Source organism: Mesorhizobium sp. RCAM 05104 (assembly GCF_059683645.1).
Genome location: NZ_CM185033.1, coordinates 5,297,447 through 5,312,466 on the forward strand (window position 1 = coordinate 5,297,447; position 15,020 = coordinate 5,312,466).

The following is a 15,020-nucleotide window of genomic DNA, read 5'->3' on the forward strand; positions in this document are numbered from 1 at the left end:
CGTGGATGACGAGGTCGAGAGGCTTCGGCTAATTTTCCAAGGTCGTGACGGAGGATCGCCTTACGCGAAGGGCACGGCCGTCGTGCCCTTCGGCAGCTTCGCCTCATCGTCGGGCTCGACATGGATGGTGACGCGCACCGAGGGGATCTCGGCCTTCAGCGCATCCTCGATGCGGTCGCAGATGACATGGCTGGCGCCGACCGTCATGTCGGCATCGACGACCAGATGGAACTCGATGAAGGTGGCGCGGCCGGCGATGCGCGTCTTCAGGTCGTGCACCTCGAGCGCGCCCTTGCAATTGGCCGAGATGACGTCGCGAATGCGCATGTGCGCCTGCGTATCGACGGCGCGGTCCATCAGGCCGTTCATCGACGAGCCGATCACGTGCCAGCCCTGCCACAGGATGTTCAGCGCCACGATGACGGCGAGTGCCGGATCGAGGATCTGCCAGCCGGTCAATATCGCGCCGACCAGACCGCCGAAGACGCCGATCGAGGTGACGACATCGGTCATGATATGATTGCCGTCGGCGACCAGCGCCGGCGATTTCTCCGCCCTGCCGGCGCGGATCAGCGTCCACGCCCAGAAGGCGTTGATGACGGTGGCGACACCGTTGATGGCAAGGCCTTTCCAGGGCTGGTCGAGCGGCGCGGGCGCCTGCCAGGAGCGCCAGACCTCATTGAGGATCAAAAGGGCGGCGAGCACGATCAGCACGCCTTCCAAAACCGCCGAAAAGTATTCCGCCTTGTGGTGGCCGAAGGGATGATCCTGGTCGGCCGGCTTGTAGCTGACCTGGATCGCCCAGAAGGCGGCGACCGAGGCAATGACGTTGACGATTGATTCCAGCGCGTCCGAGTAGAGGGCGACGGAGCCAGTGACGTACCAGGCGGCAAGCTTCAGGCCGAGCACGACAAAGGCGACCACGATCGACCAGAAGGCAAGGTTGGCGACCTTGCGCTTCGCTGCGGCCTTGGCCGCGATCGCCATCGTGCTTTCGGTTTCGGCCATCGACGTCAGGCGGCCTTTTCCTTGGCCTTGCGCGGCAGATGGGCGACGATGTTCTCGATGATGCGCATGCCGGCATTGTGGCCGAGCGTCATGATCGATTCCGGGTGGAACTGCACCGCGGCGATCGGCTCCTTGCGGTGCTCGAAAGCCATGATGATGCCGTCCTCGGTCTCCGCCGTGACGATGAAATCGTCGGGCAGGCGCACCGGATCGGCGAAGATTGAGTGGTAGCGGCCGACGGTGACTTCCTTGGGCAGGCCGGAGAAGATGATGCCAGGCTTGGAGACGCGGATGCGCGACGGCTTGCCGTGCATCGGTATGTGCAGTTGCCTGAGTTCACCGCCATAGGCCTCGGCCAGGGCCTGCAGGCCAAGGCAGACGCCGAAGATCGGCAGGTCGCGGGCACGCGCCTTCTTGATGGTCGCGGCGCAGTCGAAGTCCTTCGGTGTGCCGGGGCCGGGCGACAGCACGACGAGATCGGGCTTCAGCCGGTCGAAGACCTCCTCCGGAACCGGAGAGCGCACGGTCGAGACATTGGCGCCGGTCTGGCGGAAATAGTTGGCCAGCGTGTGGACGAAACTGTCCTCGTGGTCGACGAGCAGGATGTTGACGCCGTCGCCGACGCGCGCGGTGGTGCGCTCGGTGCTGGCGGAATTGCCTGCCTTGGCGTCGCGAATGGCGGAGAGCATGGCGGATGCCTTCAGTTCGGTTTCGGCTTCTTCTTCCTCGGGAATGCTGTCGAACAGCAATGTGGCGCCGGCGCGCACTTCGGCGATGCCGTCCTTGATGCGGATGGTGCGAAGGGTGAGGCCTGTATTCATGTCGCCGTTGAAGTTGACCATGCCGATCGCGCCGCCATACCAGGCGCGCGGACTCTTCTCGTTCTGCTCGATGAAGCGCATGGCCCACAGTTTCGGCGCGCCGGTGACGGTGACCGCCCAGGCATGCGACAGGAAGGCGTCGAAGGCATCCATGCCTTCGCGCAGACGGCCCTCTATGTGGTCCACGGTGTGGATCAGGCGCGAATACATCTCGATCTGGCGGCGGCCGATGACGCGCACCGAACCCGGCTCGCAGACCCGCGATTTGTCGTTGCGGTCGACGTCCGAGCACATGGTGAGCTCGGATTCGTCCTTCTTGGAGTTGAGCAGCTTCAGGATCTGCTCCGAGTCGGAGATGGCGTCGTCGCCGCGCTTGATGGTGCCCGAGATCGGGCAGGTCTCGACACGGCGGCCATTGACGCGCACGAACATTTCCGGCGAGGCGCCGATCAGATATTCGCCTTCGCCCAGATTGATGAAGAAGGAATAGGGCGAGGGGTTGATCGACTTCAGCTTGCGCGAAATCTCGGACGGCTGCGTCTCGCAACGCTCGTAGAACATCTGACCGGGCACGACCTCGAACAGGTCGCCACGCTTGAAGCTCTCCATGGCGCGGCGCACCAGGTTGGCGTATTCGCCCGGCTCGTGGTCGCCGCGCGGCGGGATGCGGTCGGCGATCTTGAACGGCTCGGCGATTTCATCGCGCGGCAGGCCTTCGGTCGAAAATCCTTCGCCCGCATAGTCGTAACGATCGGTCCAGGCCTTGGCCGAATAGTGGTCGACGACCAGGATCTCATCGGGCAGGAACAGCACAAGGTCGCGCTGGCTCGGCTTGCGCTCGAGCTTGTAGTCGACCGGGTCGAACTGGAAAGCGAGGTCGTAGCCGAAGGCGCCGTAGAGACCAAGGTTGGCGTCTTCCTCGGTCTTGAACAGGGCAGTGATGGCGCGCAGCACTGCGAAGACGGAAGGGACGCGGCTGCGCTCCTCCTCGGTGAAGACACGGCCGGGTTTGGCGACGTCGAGGCGGATCAGTTTCTTCGACGTCTCGACGACGGTGACATCGGCCAGGCTGTCCAGCGCCTTGCCGATGACCGGCAACAGCACTTCGCCACGGCCGTTCAACGCCTCGATGCGCATGGCGCGGCCGCGTGCCGAGATCACCAGCGGCGGATCGATGATGGCCGTGTCCCAGCGCGTGTAGCGGCCGGGATATTCGTAGTTCGAGGAAAACACCGCGCCCCGGCGCGCATTCAAGCCATCGACATAGCTGTCGATCGCGCCCTCATAAGGCCGGTCGTGGCGCTCGCGGGTGATGGTTACGCCACCCGCCGTCACGAAGCGTTCAGCGCCGTTTTCCAGAACCTTCATCGTCATTGCCGTCTCCATCAGCGTCTTGGGTATGTCAGCTTCTTGGGGCAACGGACCCGGGAATGGCTTGAAAAAACAAATGGCCGCCCGGACTTTCCGTTGCGGCCACCCTCTATTTTCACGCGCACGCGTTCGAACAGGCCGCTGTCAGCAGGCCCACCACCAAATGGTCTTGGTCGAACGCATGTTCATGCGGATTCCCATAGCGGCGATTGAACAGCCGCGCAACTGGATTCCATGATGGCGGTGAAGTTCAGTCCTCCAGCGTGCCTGATCTGGCGTCGGCGCTCTTCCTGTCGCCGACCAGTTTCAAGAGGTCCTCGCCGGCGCGGATGATGCGGCGCGAGCGGCGCGTCAGGATGAGACCGTCCTGGGGCGCGAACACTTCGGTGCGGCCGTCGGCTTCGCCCGGCGCATGGACGATGGTGGCGAGGCGATCGCCCCTGGCGACGCGGTCGCCGGCTTTCACGTCGTAAAGCACAGCGCCAGCCCGTGGCGCCGGCATCATGTCGATGTTCTCCAGCGGGGCAACGACGCCGGTGAAGGGGCCGGGCGTGGGCAGGGCGCTATCGACGATCACGCCACGCGCCACCAGCAGCCGATAGAGCCCGTCGGCGTCGGCGGCGGCCAGGGCGCCGTCGACATCGAGAATGCCGCGATATTCGACCGTGGTGGCGACGCGCCGGTCGAGCTTGGCCACATCGGCGGGAACGTTCTGGTAGGGCATGATCGAGGCGCCTTCGAAGGTGCCGTCGGTGTCTTCGCCCCACAGCACGACCGCCTCGACGCCCATGGCGGCGGCGCAATCGGCCATGGCCGGCCACAGGCTGGTGTGGACGTAGAGATAGGCGAGGCCTTCATCGTCGCAATGCAGGTCGAGCACGATGTCGTGGCCGAGCGAAAGCTGCAGCAACCGGCTTTTCAGCCGCTGGTCGGCGCCGCCAAGGCTGGTGTTGGGCAAGAGTGCCGGGTCGGGGGCGGCGAGCAGCGGAAAGCCGCGGTTGAAGTTGGTGCGGGTGCCCAGATGAAAGCGGCCCTGATGTTCGCCGAAGTGATATTGTGCCCGGCCGATCGGGTTGGCCCAGGGCACGATGGTGATGTTGCCCTTGATGCGGCCCTCGGCCTCGGCCTTGTTGAGCATCGGCATCAGCGCGTCGATGGCGACGACGCCCGGCAACTCGCCGGCATGGAGTGCGGCCTGCAGATAGGCGGATGGGGCGGCCTTGTCGGCACCGGCAAAGCGGAACACCGGGAATTCGTAGGAAACGCCTTCGCTTTCGCCGGCGATGCGTTCGATCGATTTCTGCATGGGATGTCTCCGAAAAGTCAGCGGAAGACATGCATCTTTGTTGCTACGCTGTCGATTGGTCCAGCATCCGGCGCGATGGGCGCAAGCTACTCGGCAGGGGCCTGAAGGGTCGCAACTGGTGCCGACCGGTCGAGCGCCTGCGACAGCACCGCGACGGCAACCGCCAGCAGGGCCAGCGCCGCGCCGACCAGCGGCAGATTGGCATAGGAAACGCCCGCGGAAAGGGCCACGCCGCCAATCCACGCGCCACTGGCGTTGCCGACATTGAAGGCGCCCTGGTTCAGCGTCGCGGCAAGGTTCGGTCCCTCGGAAGCCGCTTCGACGACGCGGATCTGCAGCGGCGGCACGACGACGAAGATGAGCAGGCCCCACAGAAAGACGATGCCGATGGCGACGCTGGCTATGGCGCCGAACTGCATGAAGCCGACAAACAGCAGCGCCAGCAACAGCAGCGTGCCGATGACCGTTGGCATCAGTTTCCAGTCGGCCAGCCTGCCGCCGATGATGTTGCCGATGGTCATGCCGGCGCCGAACAGCAGCAGCACCCAGGTGACCGCTGAGGTGGACAGGCCCGTTACGTCGGTCAGATACGGCTTGATGTAGGTGAAGACGGCGAACAGGCTGGCCGAGGCAAGGGCCGCGATCAGCATCGCCAGCCAGACCTGCAGCTTGCCAAGCACGCGCAACTCGCCGCGCAGTCCGCCACCGCTCGGCTCGGTCACGTCAGATGGCACCAGCCAGGCGATGGCGGCGACCGAGATCAGGCCGATGCCGACCACGGCCACAAAGGTGGCGCGCCAGCCGAAGGCTTCGCCAAGCGCGGTGCCGGCGGGAACACCGAGGATGTTGGAAAGCGTCAGTCCGGCGAACATCAGCGCCATGGCGCTGGCGCGCTTGTTGCGTGGCACCAGGCTGGCGGCAACGACCGAGCCGATGCCGAAGAAGGCGCCGTGGCCGAAGGCGGTGAAGACGCGCGCGGCCATCAGCGTCCAATAGTCAGGTGCGATGGCGCAGAACAGATTGCCGACGACAAACGAAGTGGTCAGCCCGACCAGCACCGGCTTGCGCGGCAGGTGCGCCGTGGCCATGGCGACGACAGGCGCGCCGAAGACGACGCCGAGCGCATAGCCGGTGACCAGCAGGCCCGCCGAAGGGATGGACACGCCCAGATCGGCGGCGACCTCCGGCAACAAGCCCATGATGACGAATTCGGTAGTGCCGATGCAGAAGGACGCAATGGCAAGCGCAAGAATCGGCAAGGGCATCGGGCGTCCAGACTGAATCGGTTCAAATGGAGACTGCGCGGAGGATGATGCCGTGCGCAAGCGGCGTTGCTGCATTGCAGCAATGCAGAAAAGGAAGGGCTGGGCCGCAGGCCATCAGGCCAGCGGCTTCAACTCCTGGGCGATGGTGGGCAGCAGTTCCGAGACATTGGGGTGGATGTGCACGGCGCGCGCCAGCGTGTCGACAGGCGCCTTGGCGTACATCAGGTCGAGTACGCAATGCACCGCCTCGTCGCCACCGGGGCCGAGCACCGAACAGCCGAGGATCTCCCGCGTGTCGGCATCGACCAGGATCTTCATGAAGCCCTGCGTTTCGCCCTTTTCGACGGCGCGGCCGACGCGGGTCATCGGCCGCTGGCCAACCAGCGCGCGGCGGCCGGATTTCTTGACCGCTGCCTCGGTCATGCCGCAGCGGCCGAGCGGCGGGTCGATGTAGAGCGCATAGGCCTCGATGCGATCGCTGACCTTGCGCGGATCATTGTCGAGCAGGTTGGCGGCGACGATCTCGTAGTCGTTGTAGGAGGTATGGGTGAAGGCGCCCTTGCCGTTGCAATCGCCCATCGCCCAGATGCCGGGCACGCTGGTGCGCAACTGGTCGTCGACAGTGACGAAGCCGCGCTTGTCGACCCCGACACCGGCCTTGTCGAGGCCGAGGTCGTCGGTGTTGGGCACCCGTCCCAGCGCCAGCAGCACATGCGAGCCGACCGCAGGCGCCTTGCCGGCGGAGAAGGTGACGGCGATGTCCTTGCCTTGTCTGGCGAAGCCGATGTCGTCGGCGCCGACATGGACGGATATGCCTTCGTTTTCGAGGATCGACAGGATGGCGGCGGAGACGTCCTCGTCTTCGCGGCCGGTCAGGCGCGGGCTCTTTTCGATGACGGTGACTTCGCTACCGAAGCGGCGGAACATCTGCGCGAATTCGAGCGAGATGTAGCTGCCGCCGACGACGATCAGATGGCGCGGCAACACGTCGAGATCCATCATCGAGGAATTGGTCAGATAGTCGATGTCGTGGATGCCCGGCAAATCGGGCACCGAGGCGCGGCCGCCGGTGTTGAGGAAGATCTTTCCGGCAGTCAGAAGATCATCGCCGATGCGCACCGTGTTGGCGGATTCGAAGCGCGCATGGCCGCGATAGAGCGTGCACTTGTCCATGCCGGCGATCCAGGTTTCCAGCCCGGTGCGGGAGGCGCCCGAAACCTTGTCCTTGCGCGCCTTGATCGCCTTATAGTCGACGCCGACAGGGCCGCCGATCGTCACGCCATAATCGGCGGCGCGGCGGGCGAGATGCGCGGCATAGGCGCTCGCCACCATCGTCTTGGTTGGGATGCAACCGGTGTTGACGCAGGTGCCGCCGACCAGCTTGCGCTCGATCAGCGCCACGCTCATGCCGGCTGCGTTCAGCCTGCCGGCGAGCGGTGTGCCGGCCTGGCCGGCGCCAATGATGATGGCGTCGAAGGTCTTCGCCGTCATGCGACCGCCGCTACGATCAGCAGGCCGCCGATGATCGCCACCGCGTCCTCGATGAAGGCGGCGGGCGGATCCTTGCCGAAGCTTGCCGCCAGCCGGCCGCGCGCCTCGGCGCCGCCCAGCGTGCCGATGACAGCGCCTATGGCGCCGGCGATCAGGCCGCCGATGGTGGCGCCGCCAGTCGCGCCGATCACAGCGCCGGTAAAGGCACCCATGATGATGCGGGCGCCGAACTGCTGCGGCACTTTGCGGCTCGGCGTCGACGGCAGCTGGTCGGTGACCAGCTCGACGATGGCCAGGATGGTGAAGATGCCGACAGCGGCCCAATGGCTCATGAAGCTCGCCCAGGTGCCGGCGACCGGCAGCCAACCGAGATAAGCGCCCCAGGCGACGGCGGCCGGCGCGGTCATGGCGCGAAGACCGGCAATGACGCCGATCAGGAGTGCGAGAATATACAACATGGTTGATCCCCTCGATCCCGGGCCAGGACAGCCCGGCAAGAGCAGGCTAGCATAGGCTTTGGATTTGACCAGCGCATGACTGCGAAAATCGGAATGGATTCTGCGCTCGATGTTGCAGTCACGCCGGCACTTTCCCGTTCACTGCAATTGTGCTTTGGCAATCACGTCAAATGGAGACACCGCCATGGCTGGAACCGAGCGCGTGAAAATGGCGACCGGGGAATGGTACACATGCCTCGATGACGAATTGGAGGCACTACGCGTCTTAGCGCGCGACGCGGTTTTCGAGCACAATTCGCTGCCGCCACGACAGCGCGGAAACCTCGGGCCGGGCCTGCAAGCCCTGCTCGGCAAGGTGGGTGAGGGCGCTCGCATCGAGGCGCCTTTCCACTGCGCCTATGGCTTCAACATCTTTCTCGGCGACGGCGTCTTTCTCAATGCCGGTTGCATTATCCTCGACACGGCGACGGTGCGCATCGGCAACGGAACCCTGCTTGGCCCGAATGTGCAGATCTATTGCGCCGAGCATCACAGGGAGGCCGCGGGCCGGCAAGCCGGGCTGGAAATCGCCAGGTCGGTCGACATCGGCGCCAATGCCTGGATCGGCGGCAGCGCCGTCATCCTCGGCGGCGTCAGCATCGGGGAGGGCGCCATCGTCGGTGCCGGTGCCGTGGTGACGCGCGACGTGCCCGACAACACCACCGTGGTCGGCAATCCGGCGCGGGCGATCAAGCGGAACTGAGCGGATCAGGACGAAAGGGCGTGCGCCATGCGCTCGTCCTGATCGGCGCGCTGCGAGAATTCGCGCCGGTACTGCGCCGGCGACGTCCTGAGCCGGGCGGCGAAATGCTGGCGCAGCGACGTGGCGCTGCCGAAGCCGGCCTCGAAGGCCACGATGTCCACCGATTTCTCGGTTGCCTCCAGCAGGCGCTGCGCCAGTTCGATCCGCTGGCTGGTCAGCCATTCGCCGAAACTGGTGCCGATCGATTTCTGGAAGCGGCGGGTGAAGGTCCGCCGTGTCAGGCCGGCGGCTTCGGCGATGCGGTCCAGACTGTGCGTTTCGCCAAGCGTTGCGCGAACCGCGTCGAGGGCCTGGGTGAAACGGTCGGCGTCCGCGCTCCTCGCCACCGGGTGCTCGATGAATTGCGCCTGCCCGCCCTGCCGATGCGGGGACAGGACAATCTGGCGGGCGAGCCGAAGTGCGGCTTCCGCGCCGTAACGGGCCCGCACGATGTGGAGACAGCAGTCGAGGCCGGCGGCGACGCCGGCCGAGGTCACAACGTCGCCATTATCGACATAGAGCACCGAGGCATCGACAGCGATGTCGGGATGGAGTTTCTGCAGCCGCTCGGCATAGGCCCAGTGCGTCGCCGCACCGCGCCCCGAAAGCAGCCCGGCCGCGGCAATGGCAAAGGTTCCCAGACACAGGCCGACAATCAATGCGCCGCGCCGGTGCGCCTGGCGCAGCGCCTCCATCAGCAGCGGTGCCGGTGGCTCGCCGAGATGATGCCAGCTGGGGATGATGACGATGTCGGCGCCGTCGAACCCTTCGAGCCCATGCGGCGCGGCAACGGTCAGTCCTGCCTCGGTATGAATCGGGCCTGCCTTGACCGCGCAGATGCGGAAGTCGAAGCGCGGCAGGCCAAGTGCCGTCCTGTCCTCGCCGAACACCAGGCACGGCAGGGAAAGATGGAACGGGCTGATGCCATCAAAGGCGAGGACGGCGATGATCGGGTCGGTCATGGGCGCTTCCGGCACTTGAATGCGGATTGTCCCAATTCTTGCGAATGATGTCAATCGGGACACTTTCGACTATCCGATGATCCGCCTATTTTCGACCCATCGCATTCAAGCCGGAAAGGAAAGCACCATGTCTGACCCAGTCAACACCACGCCGCGCCGGGCGCTGATCGTCGTCGATGTCCAGAACGACTATGATGGCGGCAACCTGGCCATCCAGCACCCACCATTCCGCGACAGCGTCGTCAATGTGGCGCGCGCCATGGACGCGGCGGCGGCGGCCGGCGTCAAGGTGGTGGTCGTCAAGCAGATGGCGCCCGAGACGTCGCCGATCTTCGCCAAGGGCAGCCATGGCGGCGAACTGCACACCGAGATCGCCAGGCGCGGCCGCGACCATTATGTGGAGAAGATGCTGCCCTCCGCCTTCACCGGCACCGACCTCGAGGACTGGCTGCGCGCCAACGCCATCGATACGATCACGGTCGTCGGCTACATGACGCATAATTGCGACCTGTCGACCATCATCCACGCCGTGCATATGGGCTTTGCGGTGGAATTCCTGTCCGACGCCACCGGCTCGGTGCCTTACGCCAACAGCGCCGGTTACGCCTCGGCCGAGGAGATCCACCGCGTGGTGACGATCATCCTGCACTCGCGCTTCGCCGCGGTACTGAAGACCGCCGAATGGATCGAGTGCCTGAACACCGGCACGCTGCCGGAGCGCGACACCATCTTCGGTTCCAACCAGCGGGCACTGGCGCGGAACGCCGCGTAGAATCCCTGGAAACAGAAAGGGCACCGCAGCGATGCGGCGCCCTTTTCCTTTGGCAGTGAAGGATTTTAGAACAGGCCTTCGATCTGGCCGGCCTCGTTGAGGAAGATCTTTTCCGAGGACGGCGCCTTGGGCAGGCCGGGCATGGTCATGACTTCGCCGCAGATGATGACAACGAAACCGGCGCCTGCCGACAGTCGGACCTCGCGCACCGGCACGGTGTGGCCGGTCGGCGCGCCGCGCAAGTTCGGGTCGGTCGAGAAGGAGTACTGCGTCTTGGCCATGCAGACCGGCAGGTGGCCATAGCCGGCCTCTTCCCAGGCCTTGAGCTGGTCGCGCACCGACTTGTCGGCGATCGCCTCGGAGCCGCGATAGATGCGCTGGACGATGGTGTTGATCTTCTCGAACAGCGGCATGGCGTCGGGATAGAGCGGCGCGAACTGCGAAGCGCCGGATTCGGCCAGCGCCACCACCTTGTTGGCGAGTTCCTCGATGCCGGCCGAGCCCTTGGCCCAGTGCTTGCACAGGATCGCCTCTTCGCCCATCGAGGCGACGTAGTCCTTCATCGCCTGGATTTCGGCGTCAGTGTCGGAATAGAAGTGGTTGATGGCAACCACCGCCGGCACGCCGAACTGCCTGATGTTCTCGATGTGGCGGCCAAGGTTGGCGCAGCCCTTCTTCACCGCCTCGACGTTTTCCTTGCCGAGGTCTTCCTTCTTGACGCCGCCATTCATCTTCATGGCGCGCACGGTGGCGACGATGACCGCCGCCGCTGGCTTCAGGCCCGCCTTGCGGCACTTGATGTCGAAGAACTTTTCAGCACCGAGGTCGGCGCCGAAGCCGGCTTCAGTGACGACATAGTCCGCCAATTTCAACGCCGTCGTGGTGGCGACGACCGAGTTGCAGCCATGCGCGATGTTGGCGAACGGGCCGCCATGCACGAAGGCCGGGTTGTTCTCCAGCGTCTGCACCAGATTGGGCTGCATGGCGTCTTTCAAGAGCACGGCCATGGCGCCGTCGGCCTTGAGGTCGCGGGCGTAGACCGGCGACTTGTCGCGGCGATAGGCGACGATGATGTCACCGAGGCGCTTCTCGAGGTCCTTCAGGTCGGTGGACAGGCACAGGATTGCCATGACTTCCGAGGCGACAGTGATGTCGAAGCCGGCCTCGCGCGGGAAGCCGTTGGCGACGCCGCCGAGCGAGCAGATGATCTCGCGCAAAGCGCGGTCGTTCATGTCCATGACGCGGCGCCAGACGACGCGGCGGGTGTCGATGCCGAGCTCATTGCCCCAGTAGATGTGGTTGTCGATCAGGGCCGACAAAAGATTGTGCGCCGTGGTGATGGCGTGGAAGTCGCCGGTGAAGTGGAGGTTCATGTCCTCCATCGGCACGACCTGCGCGTAACCGCCGCCGGCGGCACCACCCTTGACGCCAAAATTCGGCCCGAGCGAGGCCTCGCGAATGCAGACGATCGCCTTCTTGCCGATGCGGTTGAGGCCGTCACCGAGGCCGACCGTGGTGGTCGTCTTGCCTTCGCCAGCGGGCGTCGGGTTGATGGCGGTGACGAGGATCAGCTTGCCGTCCTTGTTGCCCTTCACCGACTTGATGAACTCGGCGGAGATCTTCGCCTTGTCGTGGCCATAGGGCAAAAGGTGTTCGGTCGGGATACCGATCTTCTGGCCGATCTCCTGGATCTGCTTCTTCTTGGCGCCGCGCGCGATCTCGATGTCGGACTTCACTTCGGCCATGACGGCTTTCCTCTGGATTGGACGGTGGAGGGGACGGGTTTGATCTCACTCGCAGGCATGTTGAACCCGGGCGCGGGCATGTTCTAACCCTGTCGCTGCCGCGGCGTCAACTTGCATGCAACTATGTTTCCTGTGAAGAAAATTCCTCTGCGGCGACCGACCTGCCATCGGTTCTTTCTGCTCCGCTTGCCGCGCCGTATAGAAGCCAGAGCGGAGGCGCTTCCGCCGTCTCAAAACAGCCGCACAATGCACGGAATGCGACAGAGGCGACGGCGCAAATTCGCCATTGCCCGAGCCTGAAGCGCATCGCGCTTGATCGGGTTCAGGCGATGCGCTTCAGGTCTTTGTTCTAGGCATGTCTTTCGCCCAAAGCCGAGGCCGCTTTGGGCGCATGCATTGGGCTGAACAGCGTTACTGCGACAGCACGTTGCTGATTTCGACCATGTTGGAGCGCACCCTGAGCACGTAGAAGCCCATCGTCGTCAGGTGCGTCGGCAACAGCCAGCCATCCTCGCGGCCATTGGCGATGATGAAGGGCTGGATCTTCAGCGCCGAGACGAACTGCGAGTCCATCGTATCCCACAGGTTCTGCAGGTGCTTTTCCTTGATGACGTCCTCGAAATCGGCCTGGGCGCCTTTCATCAGGCCGTAATAGGCATAGAGCTGGCCATATGCGAACCAGTAGCGGTCGTCGGCGCGGAAATCGAACCAGCCATTGTTGTGGTTCTCGGCGCGCTCCTTGAGGATCGCCGACGTCGAACCGATGTCCGACGAGATGCGATCGATATACTGCTTCAGATTGTCGGCGCGGGCATCGAAGGTGGCCTGGCAGGTGGCGAGCCGGGCGTTGAAGGAACGCAGCATGCGCACGGCGTCGCGATAATAGCTCGGCGTCGGCGTCTTGGGGCCGAACGGGTTCAGGCCGAAATACCAGGTCTCCTCGTCGAACTGCAGATTGCCGCGGGCATTCTGCAGATCGCTGTCGATCTGCGAGGTGGTGCGCACGCGGCCAAGATTGTCGGCAAGCTCGGTCGCCGTGCGCCGCACCGCCTGGTTGATGCCGCGCTGGAACGAAGCCTTGTTGTCCATCCACGGCGTGTGGTCCCAGTCGATGCCGAACAGGCCGACCTTGTAGAGGATCATCGACGAGATCCAGGCATTCTGGTTGACATTGAAGTCGGTGAGGTCGGCCGCCACCTGGGCGATACCGGAGTTTCCGCAGGTCTTGGCGGTGTCGGTGCCGGCGCCGGCGGCGACTTGTTCGCCAGCGGAAATGTTGCGCTTCTCGAAGGTGTAAGTGTCGGGATAGTTCGGGTTGAAATTGTTCCACCACTGGGTGGCGTAGAAGAAATTGGCGTAGAGGCCGATCAGCACCAGCAGAGCCACGCCGACCGCGGCCTTCAGGATCCAGCCGCGCTGCGTGTACCAGCGCCCGGCCCACAGGAACGGCCACAGGATAACGCCGATGAGCAGGCCGATGCCGCGGCCGATCCATTGGAAAATCCGGGTGAAGAAGTTCACGATCGGATCAAGCATGGCGATGTCACCCCTCAAAGCATGATGCCAAAAAGTTGCAGACTTTCTGGATAACATCATGCGCCAAAACAACAAGTTAGAACGAAATGACGGCTCATTTCGTCCTAGTCAGTCAGGCCGTAGAGGCGTGTGCGAAACGCCACCTTGTCCTTCAAATATGTGGTTTTCAGAACGTCCACAACATGCGATCGCCAGGCGTCGCTGAAGCCGTCATAGTCCTTGTAGAAGCCCTGCTTGTTGAAGATGTAGCGTGAGACGAAGTCCGACGGCACGAAATCCGAGATCAGCCGGTTGGTCAGCCAGGCGTCGGGATGATCGGGCTTGGCGCGGACGACCAGGAAACGCTGCTGCGGGAAGACATCGTCGATCTTGAGGTGGCCAAGCTGGGCGATCTCGCGCTTGGCGGCGTTGAGGAAGGGAAAATTGCCGTCCCTGGTGATCAGGTCGGCATGGCTCTGGATCCAGGTCTGCAGCCAGACCTTGTCGACATCGGTCAGATTGCGGTCAGGTTCGGCGTCGCGGATCAACGCGCGCACCACCATCTCGGCACGGTGCTCGAGATAGCCCGATGCCTCGACCCAGGACGCGCGCGGCAGTTCGATGCGTCCGGTGGAAGCGAGGAACTTGAACACCTTGTCGGCATCGTTGATCGAGATATAGCTCACCTGCCACGGCCGCGAGCGGCGGAAGCCGGGGGCCGCCGGATCACTGATCACCGTCGTCATGTCCGGATCGACGAACACGTAGAGCCCACCGAAATGGCTGGTCCAGTAGGCATTGTGGCGGAAGATGACCTGGTCCGGCACCAGCGCGTTCTCGCGGATGTCGCCGCAGACCTTGGCCAGTTCCACCATGCGGGTCAGCATGGCGTTGTCGCGCCACGCGTCGGGCTCCTGCTTCAGCCGGTCGACGAGCTTGCCGAGTTCGGCGGCCTTGCCCAGCACGTCCTCCGCCGACAGCACCTTGAACTCGACCTGGTTGATCGACAACAGGTCCTCGATGTCGTTGACCTTGGGAACGGCATCCTCGATCTCGCCATAGATGACGTCCTTGATCGTCAGCGCGTCGATGGCGCGCTGGTTCTTGGACATGAACTCGAACATCAACTGCGAGGTGTTGGAGAAAGCGGTGTGCACCACCGGCAGGTCGATCTGTGACGGCGTCAGGATGATGAAGCGGCGATTGACCTCGTTGGGATCGAGATAGTCAGGGTCGCCGTATTCGTCCGCCACCTCGGGCGAGAAGCCGGTGCGGTCGATCTGGAAGCTCTTCAGCTTGGTGGGCTTGAGGCCGAATGCGGCCAGCGCCTTGTTGTAGCGCTGGATGAGATGCGGCTCGTCGACCATCAGCAGCCGGCCATAGATCAGCTCGTTGTCGCGCAGAAGGTCGGGTTTCTTGCTCATCTTCCCTTCTCCCCGTTCACGGGGAGAAGGTGCCCGAAGGGCGGATGAGGGACGCGGACTTTCCTTCTCCCCTTGTGGGAGAAGGTGGATCGGCGCGACAG

At 64.1% G+C, this 15,020-nt stretch carries 12 protein-coding genes; 2 read left to right on the forward strand and 10 right to left on the reverse strand.

All coding sequences use genetic code 11. From position 1 onward, the window contains the following. Positions 1–60 precede the first annotated feature (60 nt). The 6 genes from AC56QP_RS25910 to AC56QP_RS25935 form a co-directional block, all read right to left on the reverse strand. Positions 61–1,008: a cation diffusion facilitator family transporter gene (locus AC56QP_RS25910; RefSeq protein WP_489862879.1), complete on the reverse strand. Its 948-nt coding sequence runs from the start codon at positions 1,006–1,008 to the stop codon at positions 61–63. Between the two features lie 5 nt (positions 1,009–1,013). After that, complete coding sequence (locus AC56QP_RS25915) at positions 1,014–3,203, reverse strand: anthranilate synthase (protein ID WP_489862878.1); 2,190 nt, start codon at positions 3,201–3,203, stop codon at positions 1,014–1,016. 247 nt (positions 3,204–3,450) lie between these two features. Then, positions 3,451–4,506, reverse strand: a complete 1,056-nt coding sequence (locus AC56QP_RS25920; RefSeq protein ID WP_489862877.1) for a M14 family metallopeptidase — start codon at positions 4,504–4,506, stop codon at positions 3,451–3,453. A gap of 86 nt (positions 4,507–4,592) precedes the next feature. After that, a complete protein-coding gene (locus AC56QP_RS25925) occupies positions 4,593–5,771 on the reverse strand; it encodes an MFS transporter (RefSeq protein ID WP_489862876.1) in 1,179 nt (392 codons plus the stop codon). A 114-nt stretch (positions 5,772–5,885) separates the two neighbouring features. Continuing rightward, the gene (locus AC56QP_RS25930) at positions 5,886–7,262 is read right to left on the reverse strand and encodes an FAD-containing oxidoreductase (RefSeq protein ID WP_489862875.1); all 1,377 of its coding nucleotides are present in this window, start codon (positions 7,260–7,262) and stop codon (positions 5,886–5,888) included. Continuing rightward, positions 7,259–7,720, reverse strand: coding sequence for a DUF4126 domain-containing protein (locus tag AC56QP_RS25935; RefSeq protein WP_091579043.1), 462 nt, complete (start codon positions 7,718–7,720; stop codon positions 7,259–7,261). Before AC56QP_RS25935 ends, AC56QP_RS25930 begins: the two co-directional genes overlap by 4 nt. A gap of 184 nt (positions 7,721–7,904) precedes the next feature. On the opposite strand from AC56QP_RS25935, the gene AC56QP_RS25940 reads away from it, so the two are divergent. Further along, complete coding sequence (locus tag AC56QP_RS25940) at positions 7,905–8,462, forward strand: sugar O-acetyltransferase (protein WP_489862874.1); 558 nt, start codon at positions 7,905–7,907, stop codon at positions 8,460–8,462. Between the two features lie 5 nt (positions 8,463–8,467). On the opposite strand, the gene AC56QP_RS25945 is transcribed toward AC56QP_RS25940, so the two are convergent. Then, positions 8,468–9,463, reverse strand: coding sequence for a GlxA family transcriptional regulator (locus AC56QP_RS25945; protein ID WP_489862873.1), 996 nt, complete (start codon positions 9,461–9,463; stop codon positions 8,468–8,470). 127 nt (positions 9,464–9,590) lie between these two features. Between AC56QP_RS25945 and AC56QP_RS25950 the strand changes: the two genes are divergently transcribed. Beyond that, on the forward strand, positions 9,591–10,235 hold the full coding sequence (locus AC56QP_RS25950; RefSeq protein ID WP_489862872.1) for a cysteine hydrolase family protein: 645 nt from the start codon (positions 9,591–9,593) through the stop codon (positions 10,233–10,235). A gap of 65 nt (positions 10,236–10,300) precedes the next feature. On the opposite strand, the gene AC56QP_RS25955 is transcribed toward AC56QP_RS25950, so the two are convergent. The 3 genes from AC56QP_RS25955 to AC56QP_RS25965 all read right to left on the reverse strand — a co-directional run bounded on the left by AC56QP_RS25955 (position 10,301) and on the right by AC56QP_RS25965 (position 14,919). Then, positions 10,301–11,980 carry a formate--tetrahydrofolate ligase gene (locus AC56QP_RS25955; RefSeq protein WP_489862871.1) on the reverse strand — a complete coding sequence of 560 codons (1,680 nt, stop codon included), beginning with the start codon at positions 11,978–11,980 and terminating at the stop codon, positions 10,301–10,303. A 411-nt stretch (positions 11,981–12,391) separates the two neighbouring features. Then, positions 12,392–13,516, reverse strand: coding sequence for a DUF2333 family protein (locus tag AC56QP_RS25960; RefSeq protein ID WP_489862870.1), 1,125 nt, complete (start codon positions 13,514–13,516; stop codon positions 12,392–12,394). A gap of 104 nt (positions 13,517–13,620) precedes the next feature. Beyond that, positions 13,621–14,919, reverse strand: a complete 1,299-nt coding sequence (locus tag AC56QP_RS25965; protein ID WP_489862869.1) for a DUF6638 family protein — start codon at positions 14,917–14,919, stop codon at positions 13,621–13,623. Positions 14,920–15,020 lie beyond the last annotated feature (101 nt).